The sequence below is a fragment of the Clostridium luticellarii genome (assembly GCF_002995845.1).
Classification (GTDB): Bacteria; Bacillota; Clostridia; order Clostridiales; family Clostridiaceae; genus Clostridium_B; species Clostridium_B luticellarii.
In genome coordinates, this window is record NZ_PVXP01000057.1 from 1 (window position 1) to 20,293 (window position 20,293).

General features: G+C 33.7%; 15 protein-coding genes and 3 pseudogenes. 9 read left to right on the forward strand and 9 right to left on the reverse strand.

What is annotated here, in order from left to right:
• Nucleotides 1–1,739: MutS-related protein (locus CLLU_RS14345; RefSeq protein WP_242977658.1), on the forward strand; the 1,739-nt coding region annotated here is incomplete at its 5' end.
• A gap of 80 nt (nt 1,740–1,819) precedes the next feature.
• Here CLLU_RS14345 and CLLU_RS14350 read toward each other — a convergent pair.
• Nucleotides 1,820–3,184, reverse strand: coding sequence for an alanine/glycine:cation symporter family protein (locus tag CLLU_RS14350; RefSeq protein ID WP_106010478.1), 1,365 nt, complete (start codon nt 3,182–3,184; stop codon nt 1,820–1,822).
• Nucleotides 3,185–3,331: 147 nt separating this feature from the next.
• On the reverse strand, nt 3,332–4,516 hold the full coding sequence (locus CLLU_RS14355; RefSeq protein WP_106010479.1) for a cation:proton antiporter: 1,185 nt from the start codon (nt 4,514–4,516) through the stop codon (nt 3,332–3,334).
• A 464-nt stretch (nt 4,517–4,980) separates the two neighbouring features.
• Between CLLU_RS14355 and CLLU_RS14360 the strand changes: the two genes are divergently transcribed.
• On the forward strand, nt 4,981–5,331 hold the full coding sequence (locus tag CLLU_RS14360) for a PilZ domain-containing protein (RefSeq protein WP_106010480.1): 351 nt from the start codon (nt 4,981–4,983) through the stop codon (nt 5,329–5,331).
• A 273-nt stretch (nt 5,332–5,604) separates the two neighbouring features.
• On the opposite strand, the pseudogene CLLU_RS14365 reads toward CLLU_RS14360, so the two are convergent.
• The 3 genes and pseudogenes from CLLU_RS14365 to CLLU_RS14375 all read right to left on the reverse strand — a co-directional run bounded on the left by CLLU_RS14365 (nt 5,605) and on the right by CLLU_RS14375 (nt 8,868).
• Nucleotides 5,605–6,417: pseudogene (locus tag CLLU_RS14365) on the reverse strand (alpha/beta fold hydrolase).
• Nucleotides 6,418–6,613: 196 nt separating this feature from the next.
• The gene (locus tag CLLU_RS14370; protein ID WP_106010481.1) at nt 6,614–7,891 is read right to left on the reverse strand and encodes an FAD-dependent oxidoreductase; all 1,278 of its coding nucleotides are present in this window, start codon (nt 7,889–7,891) and stop codon (nt 6,614–6,616) included.
• 11 nt (nt 7,892–7,902) lie between these two features.
• Complete coding sequence (locus tag CLLU_RS14375; RefSeq protein WP_106010482.1) at nt 7,903–8,868, reverse strand: sulfide/dihydroorotate dehydrogenase-like FAD/NAD-binding protein; 966 nt, start codon at nt 8,866–8,868, stop codon at nt 7,903–7,905.
• A 403-nt stretch (nt 8,869–9,271) separates the two neighbouring features.
• Between CLLU_RS14375 and CLLU_RS14380 the strand changes: the two genes are divergently transcribed.
• The 4 genes and pseudogenes from CLLU_RS14380 to CLLU_RS14400 all read left to right on the forward strand — a co-directional run bounded on the left by CLLU_RS14380 (nt 9,272) and on the right by CLLU_RS14400 (nt 14,562).
• Complete coding sequence (locus CLLU_RS14380) at nt 9,272–10,120, forward strand: DNA adenine methylase (RefSeq protein ID WP_106010491.1); 849 nt, start codon at nt 9,272–9,274, stop codon at nt 10,118–10,120.
• Nucleotides 10,121–10,327: 207 nt separating this feature from the next.
• Nucleotides 10,328–11,214 (forward strand): annotated as a pseudogene (locus CLLU_RS14385) (SPFH domain-containing protein).
• A gap of 375 nt (nt 11,215–11,589) precedes the next feature.
• On the forward strand, nt 11,590–13,599 hold the full coding sequence (locus CLLU_RS14395; protein WP_106010484.1) for a penicillin-binding transpeptidase domain-containing protein: 2,010 nt from the start codon (nt 11,590–11,592) through the stop codon (nt 13,597–13,599).
• A gap of 171 nt (nt 13,600–13,770) precedes the next feature.
• Nucleotides 13,771–14,562 carry a thymidylate synthase gene (locus tag CLLU_RS14400; protein ID WP_106010485.1) on the forward strand — a complete coding sequence of 264 codons (792 nt, stop codon included), beginning with the start codon at nt 13,771–13,773 and terminating at the stop codon, nt 14,560–14,562.
• 80 nt (nt 14,563–14,642) lie between these two features.
• On the opposite strand, the gene CLLU_RS14405 is transcribed toward CLLU_RS14400, so the two are convergent.
• The 3 genes and pseudogenes from CLLU_RS14405 to CLLU_RS14415 all read right to left on the reverse strand — a co-directional run bounded on the left by CLLU_RS14405 (nt 14,643) and on the right by CLLU_RS14415 (nt 16,370).
• Nucleotides 14,643–15,122 carry an ABC transporter permease subunit gene (locus CLLU_RS14405; protein ID WP_106010486.1) on the reverse strand — a complete coding sequence of 160 codons (480 nt, stop codon included), beginning with the start codon at nt 15,120–15,122 and terminating at the stop codon, nt 14,643–14,645.
• Between the two features lie 8 nt (nt 15,123–15,130).
• A pseudogene (locus CLLU_RS14410) lies at nt 15,131–15,615 on the reverse strand (ABC transporter ATP-binding protein); the annotation flags it as partial.
• Between the two features lie 71 nt (nt 15,616–15,686).
• Complete coding sequence (locus CLLU_RS14415) at nt 15,687–16,370, reverse strand: TetR/AcrR family transcriptional regulator (RefSeq protein ID WP_158255934.1); 684 nt, start codon at nt 16,368–16,370, stop codon at nt 15,687–15,689.
• 244 nt (nt 16,371–16,614) lie between these two features.
• On the opposite strand from CLLU_RS14415, the gene CLLU_RS14420 reads away from it, so the two are divergent.
• Nucleotides 16,615–17,544 (forward strand): DUF2935 domain-containing protein, encoded by a 930-nt coding sequence (locus CLLU_RS14420; protein WP_106010488.1) that lies wholly within the window; start codon nt 16,615–16,617, stop codon nt 17,542–17,544.
• A 178-nt stretch (nt 17,545–17,722) separates the two neighbouring features.
• On the opposite strand, the gene CLLU_RS14425 is transcribed toward CLLU_RS14420, so the two are convergent.
• Nucleotides 17,723–19,168: an FAD-dependent oxidoreductase gene (locus CLLU_RS14425; protein ID WP_106010489.1), complete on the reverse strand. Its 1,446-nt coding sequence runs from the start codon at nt 19,166–19,168 to the stop codon at nt 17,723–17,725.
• 107 nt (nt 19,169–19,275) lie between these two features.
• Between CLLU_RS14425 and CLLU_RS18970 the strand changes: the two genes are divergently transcribed.
• Nucleotides 19,276–19,470, forward strand: a complete 195-nt coding sequence (locus CLLU_RS18970) for a hypothetical protein (protein WP_106010490.1) — start codon at nt 19,276–19,278, stop codon at nt 19,468–19,470.
• A gap of 236 nt (nt 19,471–19,706) precedes the next feature.
• Nucleotides 19,707–20,293, forward strand: a 587-nt coding sequence (locus CLLU_RS14435; RefSeq protein WP_207656015.1) for an MCP four helix bundle domain-containing protein, incomplete at its 3' end; no start/stop codon positions are given.

The following is a 20,293-nucleotide window of genomic DNA, read 5'->3' on the forward strand; positions in this document are numbered from 1 at the left end:
CAATTATTCGTTATGATATAATTTCACTATATTTTATTATTAGAGAGGAGTCTGTTATGACAGCTATTATTGTATATATACTGCTGATTATAGTAGTAAGTATCTTGTTCTCTGCATATTCAAATTTTAAAGCAGACAATGAGATCAAGGATAGAATAGAAAATGACTGGGGCAGGGAAAAAAGTGAAAAATATAATGACGGCGATATGAAAACTGTAGCTGAATATTTCAATAATAAGAGAAAAAGGGAAAATGATAGCTTTTTTATTGATGAAATTACCTGGAATGATCTTAGTATGGATGATGTTTTTAAAAGCATCAACACCACGGAGAGCAGTCCTGGTGAACAGTATTTGTATAATATGCTCAGAGAGCCATTGTACAATGATCAAGAACTTGGAAATAGAGATAGATTGATAAAGTTTTTTCAGTACAATCAAGTTGAAAGGAAGAAAATACAGTATATACTTGCCAGACTGGGGAAAGACAGGAATTGCTTCATATCTGATTATTTTTATAAAAAAGAAGACAGGAGAAAATCAAAGCTTGGTTACTACAGAATGATGGCGGGAACACCTATCCTGGGAATTGTACTGCTGTTTTTCAATCCATATATGGCGCTGATTGTGATCCTGATATCTTTTGGTGTAAACATATACGAATATTATAGTGAGAAGAAAAAAATAGTACATAAATTTGAAGCTTTTATGTACATATTGAGGATAGCCAAATATGCAGGGATGATTTTAAAAGAGCAGGTAGAGGAACTCCAATGCTATAATGAAAAATTAAGAGATGCCCTTAAAGGCATAAGGAGTATAAAAAATGCGGCCTTCACCCAGGGAGGCGGTGCTACGGATTCAGGTGTACTTACAGAGTATTTGGGGATGTTCTTCCTGGTGGAGCTTATAAATTATGAGAAAATGTCTGACATGCTTGTAGAAAAAAGCAGTGAGTTCGAAACCATATTTGAAGTTGTAGGTATTATAGACAGCTGTATATCCATTGCATCATATAGGGACAGGATACATAGTTATGTGACGCCTGAACTTAAAAGATGCAGTAAAAAGCAGGAGCAGGTCAGTATTTTTAAAGAGCTCAGACATCCTCTTATAGAAAATTCAATACCCAATTCCATAGAAATTGACAATTCAATTTTGATTACGGGTTCCAATGCCTCCGGGAAATCCACTTTTTTAAAGACGGTGGCCATAAACATCATACTGGCACAGACCATATACACCTGTCTGGCTTCGGAGTTTAAATGCTGCTATTTCAGGATATACACTTCTATGGCACTTAAAGATGATATATTCAATAATGAAAGCTACTATATCGTGGAGACAAAATCACTAAAGAGAATAATAGACGGTGTAGATGACAGCATACCTACCATATGCTTTGTAGATGAAATACTCAGGGGAACCAACACTGTAGAGAGAATAGCTGCTTCTTCACAGGTGCTTAAATACCTGACTTTAAGCAATTGTATATGTGTGGCGGCCACTCATGATATAGAACTTACGTATATACTCGAAAAGTATTTTTCAAATTATCATTTTCAGGAGGAAATAGTTGACAATAATATATCTTTTGACTACAAGATACATGGAGGGAGAGCTCAAACTCAAAATGCAATAAAGCTTTTGGGTATTTTGGGCTATAGTGATGAGATAGTGGGAAAAGCCCAGGAAAAGGCATCAAGCTTTTTAAAAGACGGAGTATGGCAGATAGAATGATATGACATAAAGGATTGTCACAAATTTATTTTGGGACAATCCTTTTTAATTAAAATAGATATTAGTTGTTTAATTCTAATTTATGAAACTTTTTCTTCATCTTCTGAAGGTAAATCCAGATTGTTGACATATTTTTTGGTCTCAGATGCAATAACTCCGCTAAGCAGAAACATAGCTATAACATTTGGAATTACCATCAATGCATTCAATATATCTGCAATTGTCCATACAAGATTCAAGCTCATAAGAGTTCCTAATAATGCTACTATTACCCATAAGATTCTGTAAGGCTTAATAACACTGCTCCCAAATAGATACTCAGCTGCTCTTTCCCCATAGTATGACCAGCCCAATACTGTAGAAAGTGCAAATATTGTAAGTGCGACTGCTATTATAAATGATCCAACTACAGGTATTTGACTCCAAGCTGCACTTGTAAGCAGGGAAGAAGTTTTTGTATCAATAGCGGGATTTTTAATTATACTACTTACAATTACAAGACCTGTCATCAAACAGATTATAACTGTATCCCAAAAGGGACCTGTCATTGATACGAGAGCTTGTCTTACAGGATTCTTGGTTTTGGCTGCTGCTGCTACAATAGGAGCAGATCCCATACCGGCTTCATTTGAAAATAGACCTCTGGCAGCACCATAACGACAGGCGATAGCTACAGTAGAACCTATAAATCCACCACCTGCTGCACGAGGAGAAAATGCTGCCGTAACTATAGTTACAATTGATTGTCCTAAAACATCTGCATTCATTATTAAAATGATAATACATCCAGCCAGATAGAATATAGCCATAAATGGTACCAATTTCTCGCATACTTTGGTGATGGATTGTACACCTCCAATGATGACAACAGCAATAAAAATAGTAATTACAATTCCTGAAGCCCACATAGGTATTCCAAAACTATCCTTTAAAGTTGATGCAATAGCATTTGTCTGTGTTGAACATCCTATTCCAAAAGCGGCAACAGTAGTAAAAATACAAAAAATTACTCCCAGCCATTTCATGTTGAGTCCTCTTTCAAGAGCATACATTGCTCCACCTAGCATAGAACCATTTTTTGTTTTTACTCTGTACTTTACAGATATAAGTGATTCTGCATATTTTGTAGCTATACCCAGGACACCTGTCAGCCACATCCACAATACAGCACCAGGTCCCCCTAATGTAATTGCTGTGGAAACACCAATTATATTGCCTGTACCTATTGTAGCTGCTAATGCAGTACTGAGAGCCCCAAACTGTGATACGTCTCCTGTACTGTTTGAGTCTTTAGTAACAGATAATTTAATTCCAGTAAAAATTTTTCTTTGAATAAATCCTGTTCTGAAAGTAAAGAAAATATGTGTTCCAAAAAGTACTATAATCATAGGTACTCCCCATAGAACACTATCTATGCTGTTCAAAATATTGGTTAATTCTCCCATTAAATATCACTCCTTCTGTGCAAAAGTATTAAAAATTTAATAATATTGCGCAATATTAATTAAATTAATAGCATTATAACAGATAAATTACTATTTATCAATAATCAATCAGCTAATTTGATATTTTGTCAATTAGAATTATTCTAATTAATATAATTCAATACGTCTTTCAGTTTTATGGGAAAATGCTATTTTAAGCATGATAGGTGTTATAATGGTAGTGAGTATTACGACAATCAAAGTGGGAATAAATATTTCCTCAGATATTATACCCTTTTGAAGACCTATGTTTGCTGTGATTATAGCTACCTCGCCTCTTGAAATCATGCCTGTACCAATCTGAAGTGATTCACTCCTGGTCATCTTGAGAAGTCTTGCGGCACTTCCACATCCAGCTATTTTTCCAACTAGTGCTATGATGAACATGACTAAAGTGATTAGAATCACTTCGGAATTAAGTCCTTTTAAATTTGCTTCAATGCCAACGCTTGCAAAAAATATAAGTGATAAAAATCCTGAAGAAATTGCCCGGACATTTCTTTCCAGATATTCTCTATGGGCAAGTGATGAAAGTATGAGACCACTTATATATGCACCGGTAATAGCTGCTATGCCTAGATATTCGGCAACAAAGGCTGTTAACAGTGCAAATGCCAGTGAAAATGTAAGAAGTCCTCTGCCGGGATTAATATGCTGTGTGATTTTATTTATTAATCCAGGCAGATATACTATACCTATTATAGAAAATAGGCAAAACAGAAACACCTTTATAAAAATAAATACAAGAGGTAATACTGCATTACCTGCTTCAGAACTGGAAGTTTGGGCTACTGCAAGAACTATGGATATGAGTATAAGCCCTAGAATATCGTCTATTACAGCTGCTCCAAGAATATTTATACCTGATCTCGTGTTGAGTTTTCCAAGCTCCTTTAAAGTTTCTGCTGTTATGCTTACACTGGTAGCAGTTAAAATAACTCCCACAAATATATTCTCCCAGAAGTTATTGAAAAATATATATGCACCTAATGTTCCAAGAACAAGGGGGAGTACTATACCTGATACTGCAATAATAAACGACGACATACCCGCCTTTTTAAACTCATCTACATTGGTTTCAAGTCCTGCAAGAAACATGAGCATAATTACTCCAAGATTTGATAGAAGCTTAATATCATTATTATACTGGACAAGATTTAATACCATTGGACCAAGTATTACACCGGCTATCAAGGCACCTAAAACTTCCGGCATTTTTACTTTTCTGCTGATTATGCCTCCTATCTTTGTAAATGTGAGGATCAATACTATTCCAAATAAAGTTTTTTCCATGTCTACCTCCTGAATTATTGTAAAAAGGTGAAAAATCTTTTGTTGAATTTTTCACCCTAAAGCCATATTTTGAAATCAAATATAATCATTTGGTCACAATATTTAATAATTGATTATTATCATAGCATAATTTTAAGCATTATGCAATTTTAAGGTATAAAAATTTTTAATTTACGATCAAAACTGATTTAAGGCTTCTCTCATGCAAGTACTTGGTTTATAATTTATCTTTTGTCACAAGGACTGACCAACTAATAAGTTTAAACTGTCATTAATATTTTTTTTTTGAAAATAATGATATATAATGTCGAAAATCATCAATAAATATGTTTTACCTGGAATTTACTTGGATATAACTCCAACATAACTATTATATGGTTTAATACTAATAAAAATAAACTATGTTCTATTAAAAAAAATACGATGAATGTAAAATAACTATAAATAAAGGGGAAATTTGTATTATGGAGGACGCTTATAGTTATTTATTTAACAGGGATCAAAAAATCAGAAAAGATATTAGAGCAAATGAAAGGATCAAGTATAATAACCATTTTAAAGTCATTGGCATAAACAATAAAAACTGCAATTATCAAGTATTCGGAGTGGATATTTCAGTTTCTGGCATGGGGTTTTTAACTGAAGTACAATTGGAAAAAGGCGATTTGCTTGAAATTGTATTCAGATATAAAAATGTTGATATTCCGGCAGTACTGAAAATTGTTCATGTTAATTTATGTGACAAGGGATTTTTTGTTGGAGCACGGTTCATAGTTTTAAAAGATACGTATAAAAAAATTTTAAAACAAAGATAATATAAAACGTCTATATGATCAATTGGCGGTTGCATTTGGATTTATTGTGCCCTGCAACCGCAGGCACAGCTTGGTAATTACCGTCATTTTTCATATATATGTAACCAGGTTATTTTTGTTTTCGCTAAGATTATTTCCTTAGGACACTTATAATTATATATGGTATTTGTCACGACTTAATGTCATATTGGTTAATTAAATATTTACTTATTTAATAATTCGTAAACAATATGAAAATAAGCACTGATTTAACAGCACTTATTTTGCCTATAACTATTCTTCTACAAATTTCGTCAGTTCTTCATTGAATTTATCCTTTTCGTCGTAAAATAGCCCATGTCCACTATATTCAAAAGGTATGAGCCTTGAATTCATAATACTTTGTCCCTGTACTTCTCCCAGCTGAAATGGGACAACTCTATCATGAATTCCATGAAGAATTAGAGTTGGAACATCTATTGCTTTTAAATCAGAGAACAGTTCTTCACGCAGCCAGGTATTTGCTACTGCAGCAGTTGCCCAGCCTGCTGCCTTCAGTCCTAAGTTTAGAAACCAGTGAGAAAAAGGGGCGGTTATATGCTGAAAGAAAAATATATTGCCAAATCCATTTAGCATATTGGGCCTGTCGGCATATGTTTAATTGATAATATTTGTCACAATTTCTCTATCCAGTCCATATGGAAAATTAGGGCGTTTAATAAGACTGGGAGCTGCTGCCGCAAAGAGAGCGAGTTTGGATACACCATATCCCCGGTGTCTGGACATATATCTTATGGCTATAGCTCCTCCAGTGGAATGGCCTGTCAGTGTAAAGTCCTTCAATTGCAGCGCTCCAACTACGGATCTGACATCATCTGAAAGTCTGTTGTAATCATATCCTGTAAATGGTTTATCTGATTTTCCAAATCCTCTCTGATCTATCCCAATACACCTGTATCCTTTTTGGGGAAGTACATCCAGCTGATATTCGAATAGATTATGATCTCCCGGCCAGCCGTGCAAAAATACTATTGTTTTATTACCTTTGGGATTGAGATCCTCTATATAGACTTTTACTCCCGGTTCTACTCCAACATAATATCCCATTAAAATATCTCCTGTAATTAATATTTATATTGTTATATTATTCCTGAAAATTAATCTGGTGAACAATCGAGATAATTTAAATAAGCTGTGATATTTTACAATTAAGTTCCGATGAACTTAAGAATCACTTGATGAAAAGTATAAATAAATACTGCAGCATTTTTCTATACTGCAGTATTTGGAGACGAATTCTGGTTTAGAGAAGTTTTCTGCTTAATATACCAGACAGATTAAGACTCGATATCCTATGGGTTATAGCAGTTTTGTCTATAGTATACAAGCCTCTTTCCTTCATTCGATTGAAGTATTTTGCTCCTGCAAAGGTGTATCTGTTTTTTCTGCCTTCACTGGTACGTATTTTGCGATTTGCGTAGTCTATTATATCTCCTATAACAGTATCTGTAGGCAGAATCAATGCAGGTATTCCCAGGGTATATCTTACTGCATTGTGTCCTGCCAGAGATCCGGTACATATTGCTTCAGTATGTCCTACAAACAATCCGCTTTTTTCACCGCCGCAAAATAGATTTTCAACTCCGGTTACTTTAAGGTCATTGGAGACAGGGGCCACGGAAAGATATCTTATGGAATTACCTTTGCCGCCGGAATAGGGATCGATAAATTTTACATTTTCAAGTCCGTGTATCTTTCTGAGCTTATCCAATGGATAATAGGAAGTCATGAGCTTTACGTGCCCCGTATCAAGAAGAATTATATTTTCTGCGAATTCCTTTAAAGCATACTGCTGGCATACTTTTGCTTTGAGTTTGTCTAGATTTATATCTTCTTCTGGTACCTTGAGAACCACCACTCCTTTTTCCTCCACCTCTTCTACCAGCTCTTTGTCCAGGGTTTCCTTTGCCAGTTTGCAGGAACCACTGAAGGCTCCATAATTTCCATCTGATCTTTCACCGTGCAGATCCTCTACTCCGGCGCAGCTGCTTATACTTATTCTGGGTCCAAAGGAGGGACACCTGAGCACACACATGGAACAACCATTGCCGTATTTTATACAGTTTCCCATAGGACCTGTAGAACCTGTAGTTTCAATAAATACGTCTGCTTCATCATAATCTCCCTCTGAAGTATAAATGCCTTTTATCTTATTGCCATCCATTTTTACATCCACTACTCTTGACATCAAGTTCAGTTTTATATCTTTACTTAAAATATAATTCCTGACAGCGGGTTCAATTTTATTCACATCATAGAGCCATGCATGGGCATGATTGGGAAAATCCAGATTTTTATGCCTGGTAAGACTGTCTGTGATACCTATAAGATCTCCCGCTCCAAGAGCTTTTATTTCTTCAGCAGCGGTATATCTGCCGTTGTTTCTCATTATTCCGCCTACATTTCCCAGACCAAGCACCATATCTGTTTTTTCATAGACAACTACATCCGCACCTGCCTTTCTGGCAGTCAAAGCTGCAGCAGCTCCGGACCAGCCGCAGCCAATTATTATTACCTTCATAAAAATGCCTCCTATACGAATTTTCTATCTTTAAATAAATTTCTTGGATCCATTTGAACTTTGCAGAGTTTTTTAATTACATCATTTTTATAATGGTGGGTGCAGCTGGAACATATACCTTCGCCGCAGTTCATTTTAGAATTGTTACAGCAGGAAAAATTCAGAGAGCTGTCTACAAGTTGAAGAATGTTATAAGTCAATATATCAGGACCACTGCAGTGAACCAGATTTATGTTTTCTGCAGTTAAAAGATCATTGAGGATAGTTTTAAATTTATCCGTGAGGTTTTCGCCTTCTATCATATTGCAGTAAACTACAGTGAAACTGTACTCGTCAAGATACCTTTTACTGAAATTTTCATCAAATTGAAGGTCAATTATGGAGATAATCCTGTTTCCATTCGAATGTAACTTTTTTATGACAGGAATTGAAGGAGCAATTCCTATACCTCTGGCTATGATCAGCGAAGTTCCACCTTTTGCTTTATATATATTTGAAAGACCCATTATTCCATTTGAAAAAGGCCCTCTCACCAATACTTCATCTTTTTCATTTAATTTAAATAAATTTTTTGTTTTGCTGCCGTTTAATTTCAGGGCAACCTTTAAAGTGGATGTGTCTATATCTGCTTCCATTATTGATATTGGGACATCATAGTAATTTGTATTTTTCACACTTCTTAAAAAAATAAAACTTCCTGGATAAACAAGTTCTCTTGTAAGGTTTTCTGGAGTTTTTAAAGTAAAGATGCACAGGTTTTTATCAGGAAGATGTTTTTCTAATATAGTACAAGTGTAGGTTTTTCTTAAAGCTTTAGCCCTATGACCATTTGCTATATATTGATCGTATATACAAACACCGCACCAGTCTTTACACTGGCAAAATTCTTTACCAGAAAGCTGGGAGCAGAGAATACAATCTGAAGTTTCTGCGAGATGGCATGGACAATATGGACCACCAGCATCTATACAATTCATGAAAATAACCTCCGTCTATAATTTATTAAAAATACTATAAAGATGTGTACAGTATTAGATTATTTTGCAGAATAATTTTTGTTACTTAAAAATAAGAAAAAATAATATTCATTAACAATACAAATAATTTATAACATATGTTACCGAATTTATTAACATAAAATGTTATAATATCTATACAATTTAACTTTAATATGATATTGAAGGTGATTTTTTGAAATTAATAACAATAAAAAGAAATATGATTAATTGGCTAAAAAATATAGCCTGTGATTCCAAAGCAACGGACAGTGGATATACAGCTGCTGGTCACTGTCCTAATTTTGCTACACGTTGCTGTTTAACTTGCGATAAATGCTGGAAAAATTATCATGGAACAAATTAAAGAAACAAGTAGGTGATTATTGTGAAAAATAAGCTGGTTCAACCTTTTGTAAAATGGGTTGGCGGAAAGCGTCAATTAATTAAAGAAATGAGTAAATATATACCTGAAGGTAATTATAAATATTATGAGCCATTTGTAGGTGGAGGAGCTATTTTCTTTGAGCTGCAGCCTAAAAATGCGATTATAAATGATTATAATTCTGAATTAATAAATACATATAATGTTATAAAAAATAATGTTGAAGAGTTAATTGGATATTTAAAGACCTATCCCAATGATGAAGAATTTTATTATGAGATGAGAGAGTCTGACAGAAAAAAAGAATATGAAAACTGGCCGGAGACAAAAAAGGCCAGCAGATTTATATACTTAAATAAAACATGCTATAACGGTCTGTATAGGGTGAATCAGGCAGGATATTTTAATACCCCTTTTGGACGATATAAGAATCCCAATATTGTTAACGATGCAGTTCTGAAAGCGGTAAGTGAATTTTTAAATGGGAATAATATTGTAATAAAATCTGATGATTATAAAGAAGTTCTAAAAGGAATCAAAAAAAATTCATTTGTGTATCTTGATCCTCCATATGATCCTATAAGTCACAGTTCCAATTTTACAGGATATACTACAGGAGGGTTTGGAAAAGATCAGCAAATTGAATTAAAAGAGGTCTGTGACGAATTAAATAAAAATAAAATAAAATTTCTTTTGTCAAACAGTAACACTGAATTTATCAGAAATCTTTATGATGATTATAATATTGAAATAGTTAATGCCAATAGATTAATCAATAGTGCTGCATCTAAAAGGGGAGAAGTCGAAGAAGTATTGGTTAGAAATTATGATATAAATATTTATAAATAGTTTATAAATATCACATTAAAATGTAATAAATACTTCATATAGAAAAATAATGTGAAGGGGAAATCGTAAATTAATTGATGTATTTGCATGTACGATAAGGCAACAGAATTATTGTATTGCTCCCGATGTTTTCTATTGACTTTATAATATCAATTAGATATAATTATGATATCAAATTGATATTATAATTAATGGAGGGTTATAAAGATGAACGAGAAGGAAATTCAAGTTAAGTCTGGAATTAAATTTATCTGGATAGACCTGCTGCTGCTTATCCTATCTATTTTTCTTTTTATCTTAGGGGCGGCTGGACTAACTAATTCTGGTATTTTTGATGGTGTTGCTATTATTCTGGGTATTGTCCTTTTTTTGTTAGGGTGTTTCCTCGTGCCTGGTTTCTTTACTTTGCAGCCGAATGTGGCTGCTGTGTTGACTCTATTTGGCGAATACAGAGGTACGGTTAAGCAAGCTGGGTGGATTGGGCTAACCCTTTCTATAGGAAGAAAAAAGTTTCTTTCCGTTTAAGAAATCTTAATGGTGAGAAACTCAAAGTTAATGATGAAATGGGTAATCCAATTGAAATTGCAGCAGTTGTAGTTTGGCATGTTCAGAATACTTTTGAGGCCTTGTTCGATGTCGAAAGCTATACTGACTATGTAAAGACCCAGAGTGAATCAGCGATTAGACATATTACCGGTCAATACCCTTATGACATTACCGATGATACGCAAAAACTGTCCCTGCGTGGCAGTGCAGACAAAGTATCAGAAGCGTTGGCAAAAGAGTTGCAAGAAAGGTTGGGTAAAGCCGGGGTTATTGTGGACGAAGCACGATTGAGTCATCTTGCATATGCGCCTGAAATTGCGGCGGCCATGCTGCAAAAACAACAAGCCTCGTCCATTGTGGCTGCAAGACAAAAGATTGTGGATGGTGCGGTCGGTATGGTGGATATGGCTCTCAAAAAAATAGATGAGAGTGGTATGGCACAGCTTGATGATGAACGTAAAGCAGCCATGGTGAGCAACCTCATGGTAGTGTTGTGCGGAGAGCGGTCGGCACAGCCGGTGATTAATACCGGAACTTTATATAATTAACCTAGGGATGTGAGAGTAATGGCAGAGAGGAAGACGATTCCTTTACGTTTGAATCCGAAAATGTGGGAAGAGATCAGCAAATGGGCGGATGACGAATTTCGCTCTGTCAATGGGCAGATCGAGTACATTTTGAATGAAGCACTAAAAGAGCATCGACGGTCAAAGAAAAATACCAAAACCAGTATGCGAAATAATCAATAATAGGTGAAATATCAGTAGATTAAAAAGAATCCATCATAACAATTGACGATAAACCAGCGTGTGAAGTATGTAACACGTAATCCGAATAAAGAGAAATCATCGATTCATGTGGTTAGTGTATTGGCATATGATAATAAAAGATTATAAATTTATATATGGTAATGAGGTTGATGTATGAGACGTAAATTTTTATTGGCAATTTGCATGCTTTTGTTCTTAATTGTTGTGGGAGGCTGCAGCAGAAACGAGGCTGTAGAGAAAAGCAGCAGTGATTATATAAAAGCATGGGTACAGAAAGATTATAAATTAATGTACAGTCAGGTAAGCAGTGACAGTAAATCGGAAATATCAGAAAAGAATTTTGTGAATAGGTATGAGAATATTTACAGCGGCATGGAATTAAAAAAAATAAGCATTAAAATTGATACTGATAAGGATATAGAATATAAGGATGGAAAAGCTCAGGTTCCTGTAAAGGTTGATATGTATACTCCGGCTGGTGAAATAAAATTTTCAAATACTATAAATTTAGAAAAGGAAAATAAAGAGTGGAAAATTGCGTGGGATTCCAAGGCCATATTTCCCCAGCTGGACAAAAATGATAAAGTCAGAGTAGAAGTTAAAAGAGGGAAGAGAGGAACTATTTATGATAGAAATGGAAATGCTTTAGCTGAAGATGGAAATGCAGCCCAGGTTGGAATTATACCTGGTGAATTTAATAAAAATGGAGAAAATACCAAGGCACAGATTGCAGCTCTTTTGAATATTTCAAAAGAGGACATAGATAAAAAGCTCTCTGAATCCTATGTAAAGCAGGATATGTTTATTCCCATAAAAATTATACCAGAGGATGATGACAGACTAAATTTTCTGGAACAGGGTTTGGGAATAAGTGTAAGAGATGTTGAAGAACGGGTATATCCTCTTAAAGATGCAGCAGCTCATCTTACAGGATATGTGAGAAAGGTCACAGCTGAAGATTTAAAATCTGATGAGAGTTACAGTGCTGATGATGTGATAGGACAGTATGGGCTGGAGAAGATATATGATAGCATTTTAAGAGCTAGGGACGGTTATGATATATATATTGTAGATGGAAACGAGAAGAGAAAAAGCACTATTATAAAGAAAAATGTTGAAAATGGCAGTAATATAAGAGTTACTATAGATTCAAAGATTCAAACTTTACTCTATGATGAATTAAAGCAAGATGCAGGTACAGGGGTCAGCATGAATCCAAAAACTGGTGAAGTTCTGTCATTAGTAAGTACGCCTTCATTTGATCCCAATGATTTTGTAATGGGCATGTCAAATGATAAATGGAAAAGCTTAAATGAAGATAAAAGAAGAGTTTTTTATAATCGCTTTCAGGGCATTCAGGTTCCGGGTTCTATCTTCAAGCCTATTACATCTGCAATAAGCTTGAAGCTGGGAACGTTGAATCCAGAGGAGTCTAAGAATATTTCAGGCCTTAAATGGCGAAAAGACAGCAGCTGGGGAGGATACTACATTACAAGAGTAGAAGATTACGGGCAGCCAAGTAATCTCTTAAATGCACTTGTGTATTCGGATAATATATATTTTGCACAAACTGCACTTGATGTAGGAAAGGACAATATGGAAAATCAATTAAAGGATTTTGGTATTGGGGAAAGTATGCCCTTTGAGTATGGACTTTCAAAGTCACAAATCTCAGTTAATAACAAGATAGCAAGTCAGATTCAATTGGCTGACAGCGGCTATGGGCAGGGACAGATATTGTTGAATCCGGTACACCTTATGGCCATATATGATTCATTTGTCAATGCTGGAAATATAGTTAAGCCATATTTATTATATAAGGATCATCCTAAGGCTGAAATATGGAAGAAAGATGTATATTCTAAGGAAATAGCAGATACTATTTTAAAGGATTTAGTGCAGGTAGTTCAAAATCCACATGGAACGGGGCACGGGGCATATATCCCGGGCATGAACTTAGCAGGGAAAACAGGCACTGCCGAGATAAAGGCATCCCAGCAAGATGGAACAGGAACGGAGTTGGGCTGGTTTGCAGCGGTTAATGTAGATAACCCCAATCTTCTTGTGGTAGCAATGGTGGAGAATGCCAAGGATAAAGGGGGAAGTCATTATGTAGTGCCTATGGTGAAAAATGTTTTCCAACAGGTAAATTTAAACAATTAAAATCTCTGAATTGTGTTCCTTTTTAACAAGAGATCTGATTAGCAGTACACCTATTATGGCAAATATAGATAAACCGTAAAGAGGTAAAAGATCAATATTATAAGAAGCTGGAAGTAAATTATATTGAAATGATAATTTGGATACAAATAAAAATATGGAGGAATAAAATTTATGAATAACGCAGACAAACAATATCTTAATATAGCAGAAAGTATATTAAATAATGGTTATTATGGTCAAAATAGAACAGGTGTAGCTACATATAAGCTTCCACATCAAATTATGCAATTTGATTTATCAAAAGAATTTCCGATACTTACTACAAAATTTGTAGCTTTTAAGACGGCGGTTAAAGAGCTGCTTTGGATATATAGAGATCAATCAAATGACGTTAGGAAATTACAGCAGCAAAATGTACATATATGGGATGAATGGATGACAGAAGATGGGACAATAGGTAAAGCTTATGGATATCAGATTGCTAAATTTAAACAGGTAGATAAATTGATAAATACAATCAAGACGGATCCGCAAAATAGAAGAATGATTATGTCTATGTGGAATATAGAGGATCTTCCCGATATGGCACTTCAGCCATGCTGTTACCAAACATTATGGGATGTACAAGGTGATAAATTGAATTGTATGTTAGTTCAACGCAGTGGGGATATCCCGCTTGGTGTACCATTTAACATGTGTCAATATGCAGTTCTTGTGCATCTTATAGCTCAAGTAACAGGACTTAAACCGGGATTATTTACACATGTAATAAACAATGCTCATATATATGTAAATCAGATAGAAGGTGTGAAATTACAGCTTACGAGAAGAAATCAGGTTTATGATGCTCCAAAATTATGGGTAAATCCTGAAATAAAGAATTTTTATAATTTCACTATAGATGATATCAGGCTTATAAATTATAAACATCATCCTAAAATCAGCATGGAGGTAGCTGTATAATTGTTGCCAGGGAAAGTTTTTCCACAATGATAATATTTCCCAATATAATACAGACGACACCATATAAAATACTACAATTTTTAAACTTTTAAATCCCGTTTTTGATAAAATCTATAGGTTATGAAAGTGAGCAATACCACTATCAAGAGTGACAATATTAAATAGGGTGAGCTAAAACCATAACGTCCAAGAATAATTTCCGCTTCATAATATTTGATGGGGGTGAACCATTTTAAGAAATCCAAGCTATTGCTCATATCTGCAATTTTAGCAATCATGAGGAAAACGAGTACTGTAACAATTGCAACAGGAGTGGAAGTTTTGGAATTTTTTCCATAAGCTGCGATGGCGGATCCCATGAGTAAAAAGATCAGCTGAATAATAAACATCCCGATCATAAGTTTTACAATTTCAACAGTCAAACTGTCACCATGATTAAAATAACCTACCATTGTGATGGAAGAAACAAGAGTAACCATATTAAACACAAGAATATTAAGCAGCCCGGCCAATAGCTTTTCGGTAATAATCTTATTTCTGGTAATTGGTTTTGCTATCAAAAATTCTGTGGATCAAGACCACCGGTTGGTTCATCAAGAATTACAAGTTTCGGTTCATGAAGCAGTCCCTGTACAATACCGACCTTTTTCCGATTTCCATAGGAAAGGTCGTCGATTTTCTTGTTGAGATCAAGATCCATTCTTTCAGCAAGCTCATGAATTTTTTTGCTGCAGTCCTTTTTGTAATAACTTGCCGAATACTTTAAAAGGTCAATTACTTTCATCTTGTCATAATAAAATACTTCAGAAGGCAAGTAACCAATATCCCTTTTTATCTCCGAACCGTATTTAATGCAGTCTTTCCCAAATATTTTGCAGATCCTCCCATAGGATAAATAAAGGACATTAATATGCGGATTGTTGTCGATTTTCCCGCACCGTTGGGGCCGATAAACCCGAAAATTTCACCTTCATCCACATGAAAACTGATGTCTTTGATGCCGCGTGCTGTCCCATACGTTTTTGTCAGATGTTCGACTTCGATAATGTTCATAATGATACCTCCATGATATACGATACTAATTAACCGGATAGTTAATAATACTGTAAAAAATGACAATCTTATCATCGATAGAAACTGCCATAAGATTTTTTATAACTTTTTATGAATTCTTTTTTAAATTGTTTTTCCGAAATATGATAATGTTCCCGCCAGTCATCAAAATAAATAACAAAGCTCAATACTGGCATCAACCCTGCAAAAAATCGATCTACCAGTCCCTGAGAGTTAATCTCAAGTTGGATGCCATCCTGTTCCATAGCAGTCATAAGACTATCTTTACCATTGTCCATTAAAATATCCGTGATGCGGAATACTAGAGAACTGTGATTGCCTCTTTTTAAAGATTCTGCAACCAATATACGGATAACGTTTTTTCGTTTTAGATAAAAATCCAGTGATCTTTCAATAACGAAATCCATATATCGGTCAACCGCATTTTGATCCATACTCCCGAATTTTATCTTATCGTGTTCCAGCACTAAATGTTCGTCTTCCAAATTGGATTTTTTCTGTTGTAATAATTGGAGTGCTTCCTGTTTCATGTCATCAATTAAAGAGTTCATAAGGTATTGCAATATGTCTTCCTTATTTTTGAAATAATAAAAGATCAATGCTTTATTGACACCAGCCTTTTCTGAAATTTCTCTCACAGCGGTACCGTCAAATCCTTTTGCCGAAAAAAGTTCCTCAGCGGCATTAAGAATTTTATTCCTGCTTTCTTTTGCCTGTTCTGACAATTCTGTCACAATATCACCTTCCAATATTATTAACTAATCGGTTAATTAAAATTATAGCATAAAGATGCTTTATGTCAATAATACTTCTCTAATTTTAAAAATAACACTACAGTTAAGAACAGGAAAGTCTAGGAGTGAAAATCACTGAGATAAAGTAAATTAGTATGAATGCGTTTATTTAATAGTAACAGTTCATGCATAAAATTAATATAATAATTGAAGTAAGCAATTATTATATTAAGAAAGGTAAACTATGTTATCTAGTATTGAATTTATACAGCAATCTTTGGGATTACATCTTTTTTTTGCAAGGATTATGAAAGAGCATTCATTTTTTTTGGAAGTGGGTTTTACACAAAAAAACTCAAATCTCATACTAAAGGCAGATAGGCTTAGAATGGAGTTTGATAGACTTTTAGCAGATACAATAGCTCTTTCTAATGGTGTTGTTAGCTGTAGTGTATTACGATCCGGTGAAGTAATAACTCCATTTACGTTAGAAGCTGAAATAGCTTCAGTATATTTTACGGGAGTAAACATTTTAACTAATTTGACGAAAACAGAAGCAACATTGATGTGTAATGATTTAATGATGATTAACCCAATATTTGAACAAAGGGTGTTCATGCTTAATAAAAGAGCTATGGAGCTGGTTTCAGTTTTGGTACAGTTTAAGTCCAGAATATTATCAGCAGTTATATCGTGTAAAATATTCACAAATAATTATCCTTTACTTATAGATCACATTTTAAGAGAAGCAAAGTTTTATCATAAGTTAATTCAAAAACTTCAAAGCCGTGAAGATATGAACCTGGAAATGGAGGCTTATAAGCAAGAAGCTTTCTGGAATAGAATTATGGCCGAACATTCAAAATTTATTCGTGGACTTCTTGATCCAACTGAAAACGAACTTATAAATACTGCAAATAATTTCGGAAATGAGTTTGATAAATTGACAAAAGAAGCGAAAGAAACTATGGATAAGACAATACCAATTTCAGAAGTAACAGATGACAGCCTTAAAGCAACTATAGAAATCAGCAAATTTAAAGCGCAAGGTACGCAGGGATTGGTAAATTGTAAAATTAAATCCATAATAATGCCGTTATTAGGTGATCATGTTTTACGAGAAGCAAATCATTATTTGAGATTATTAAAAATATTTAAGGAAGCAGGGGTGTAATAAAATATTACTATATATTAGCTTGCTGAATAATTAAGTAGTAATTTATGAAAGACTAAAAAAATTTTGCGTAAACTGAATAAGGGTCCTTCTTTCTAATAAATTTACAATTATTAGAAAGAAGGACCCTTATGTCGAATATTAAGAAATTATGTTATAAGAAAGAGAATATACAAAATTATATTGTAACAAGTGACTTGTTTGTGGGACTTTGTATCCAATTTCCCTTGTAATCATACCGTGAGCCGTGACAAGGACAGTCCCAGGTTAATTCATCAGCATTCCAATGAAGTTCACATCCTAAATGAGCACATTTGGTTGATACTGTATATATATTTCCATCATTATCTTTATAAACTCCAACTTTCTGATCCTTATATTTTACCACCCCGCCATGGCCTCTCTGAATATTTTCTAAATTTTCATCAGGAATATTTATTCTCTGTGAAATGAAATTCTTTGCCGTTATTATGAGATCATTTGCAGCATTTTTCATAGATGCTGATATATCAAATCTTTCAGGTGAAAATATTCCTGAGAAGTCATTTTCATTTTCGAGAATCATATCGCTTACTATCATTGCAGCTGCCATTGAACTCGTCATACCCCATTTTTTAAATCCTGTTTCAACATAAATGTCAGGAGTCTTTGATGAGTAATGACCTATATAAGGTATACTATCTAAGGTCATACAATCCTGTGCTGACCAATGATATTTTTCTATGGAATTTGGATAAAATTCTTTGGCTGCTTTTCTTAATTTATCATAAGCCCCACCTTCTTCATTCTCACCAGTTCTTTGAGCTATGCCTCCAAGTAATAACAAATTTTTATAATTTCTAAATGAATAGGAGTTTTTATCAGCACCTATATACATTCCATTTACATCTTGAGCATTTTCTAAAGCTATAACATAAGATCTTTCCTGATGCATTTTCATAAAATAATAGCCTGGAGTATTTAAAAATGGATAATGTGTTGCTACCACTATTTTATTTGCTTTAATTTCTATGCCATCTTCTGTAACTACAGAATTTTCTTCAGTGATATCAAGCGCTGTTGTATTTTCGTAAATAGTCAACTTTTCTGAAATTGGTTTTAAAAATTCAAGGGGATTAAATTGTGCCTGATTTTTAAACTTTAATGCTTTTTTAACCTTAAAAGGTAGATTTACTTCATCCACTAATTCTGCATCGATGCCTAACTTTTTAGCTGCATTATATTCGTCTTCAAGGGTTTGAGTATTGCCTAAACAATATACATATGCATCTTTGTATTGAAAATTGCAATCAATATTTTCATTATCAATTATTTCTTTGTATTTTCGTATTGCAAGTTCGTTGGCCCTGGCATATTGCTGTGCACCTTTTTCACCAAATTCTTTTATTAAATTATCATAAATCAAATCATGTTGAGATGTTATTTTTGCAGTTGTATTTCTCGTAACTCCGCCTGCAGTGCTTTTTGCATCAATAACAACAACTTCTTTTCCGTTTTTATTAAGCATATATGCTGTTAAAAGGCCAGCTATTCCAGATCCTATTATAAGAATATCACAGTTTATATTTTTATTTAGAGCTTCTCTTTTTCTGAAATTAGTCTCAGAATTCCATACGCTTTCCATTTGAATCACCTCATGCTTAGTATTCCAATTTTTTTATGATATACACAGATTTTTATTATAAAATAATCTTATAGGAATTTACAACTTACAAGGAAGGTGTCTCAATTTTGATTATACAAATTATACTTACTATGTTTATAGTGGGCATGCTGCTTGGATTTGTAGGAGCAGGTGGTTCAGGATTTATAATATCAATACTTACCATTATAGGAGCTAAATTCACAAAACGGGTTCCGGAACCTGTCTTGAAATCTGCAATGGTAATGGTACCTGTAACAGCAGCTACAATACTTTTGCTTTAGTGTAAAGTCAAAATAGGTATCATATAGAATTCTAAATAAAAGAGATTTATCTGATATCTAAATTTAAGCTTTAAGTAAATTCTGCTTATGGTTATGTAAAAGAATATTTCAGAAATTAGAAAGATATGACTTTACATAGTGAAGATTATGAATGCTTTTTCTTATAATTTAAATTTATACTACGATACTAATAATATAAGGATTTTACTATTAGATTAAAGAAAGAGGGAAATTTAATGAATTTTTTAAAAAATGTAAAAGTAAGGATAAAATTACTTATATCTTACTTGATTGTAGCAACACTAATTTTAATTATAGGAATAATAGGGACACTATCTTTGAAAAAGGTTTCAATTAATTCCCAGAATATGTACAATAAAAATATGCAAATTATTTATAAATTGTCCGATATGAACAAAAATCTATCTGATATAAGAGCTGACGCTTTAAAGATTGTCTATCAAAAAGATGATGTGAAAAGACAAGATGCTGAAAAAGATATACAAATAAAAGAAAAAAATAATAATACATATGTCAAAAATCTTGACATGGCTACAATGGAAACAACGGAAGAGAAGATTTGGAAAACATTTAAAAGTCAACTAGAGGAATATAACAACATAATTCAAAGTGTTGATAGTTTTTCAAAAAATAAAGACTATAGCTCTGCAGAAAAAGAACTTGTTGACAAGGCTACTCCTGAAAGAGAAAAAATGTCGAAAAGTTTAAATAATCTTATTAATTTGAATCTTAACTATGCAAAAAACAGTAATCAAAATAACATTGAATTATATAGCAGATCAAATATAATTATGATTATATT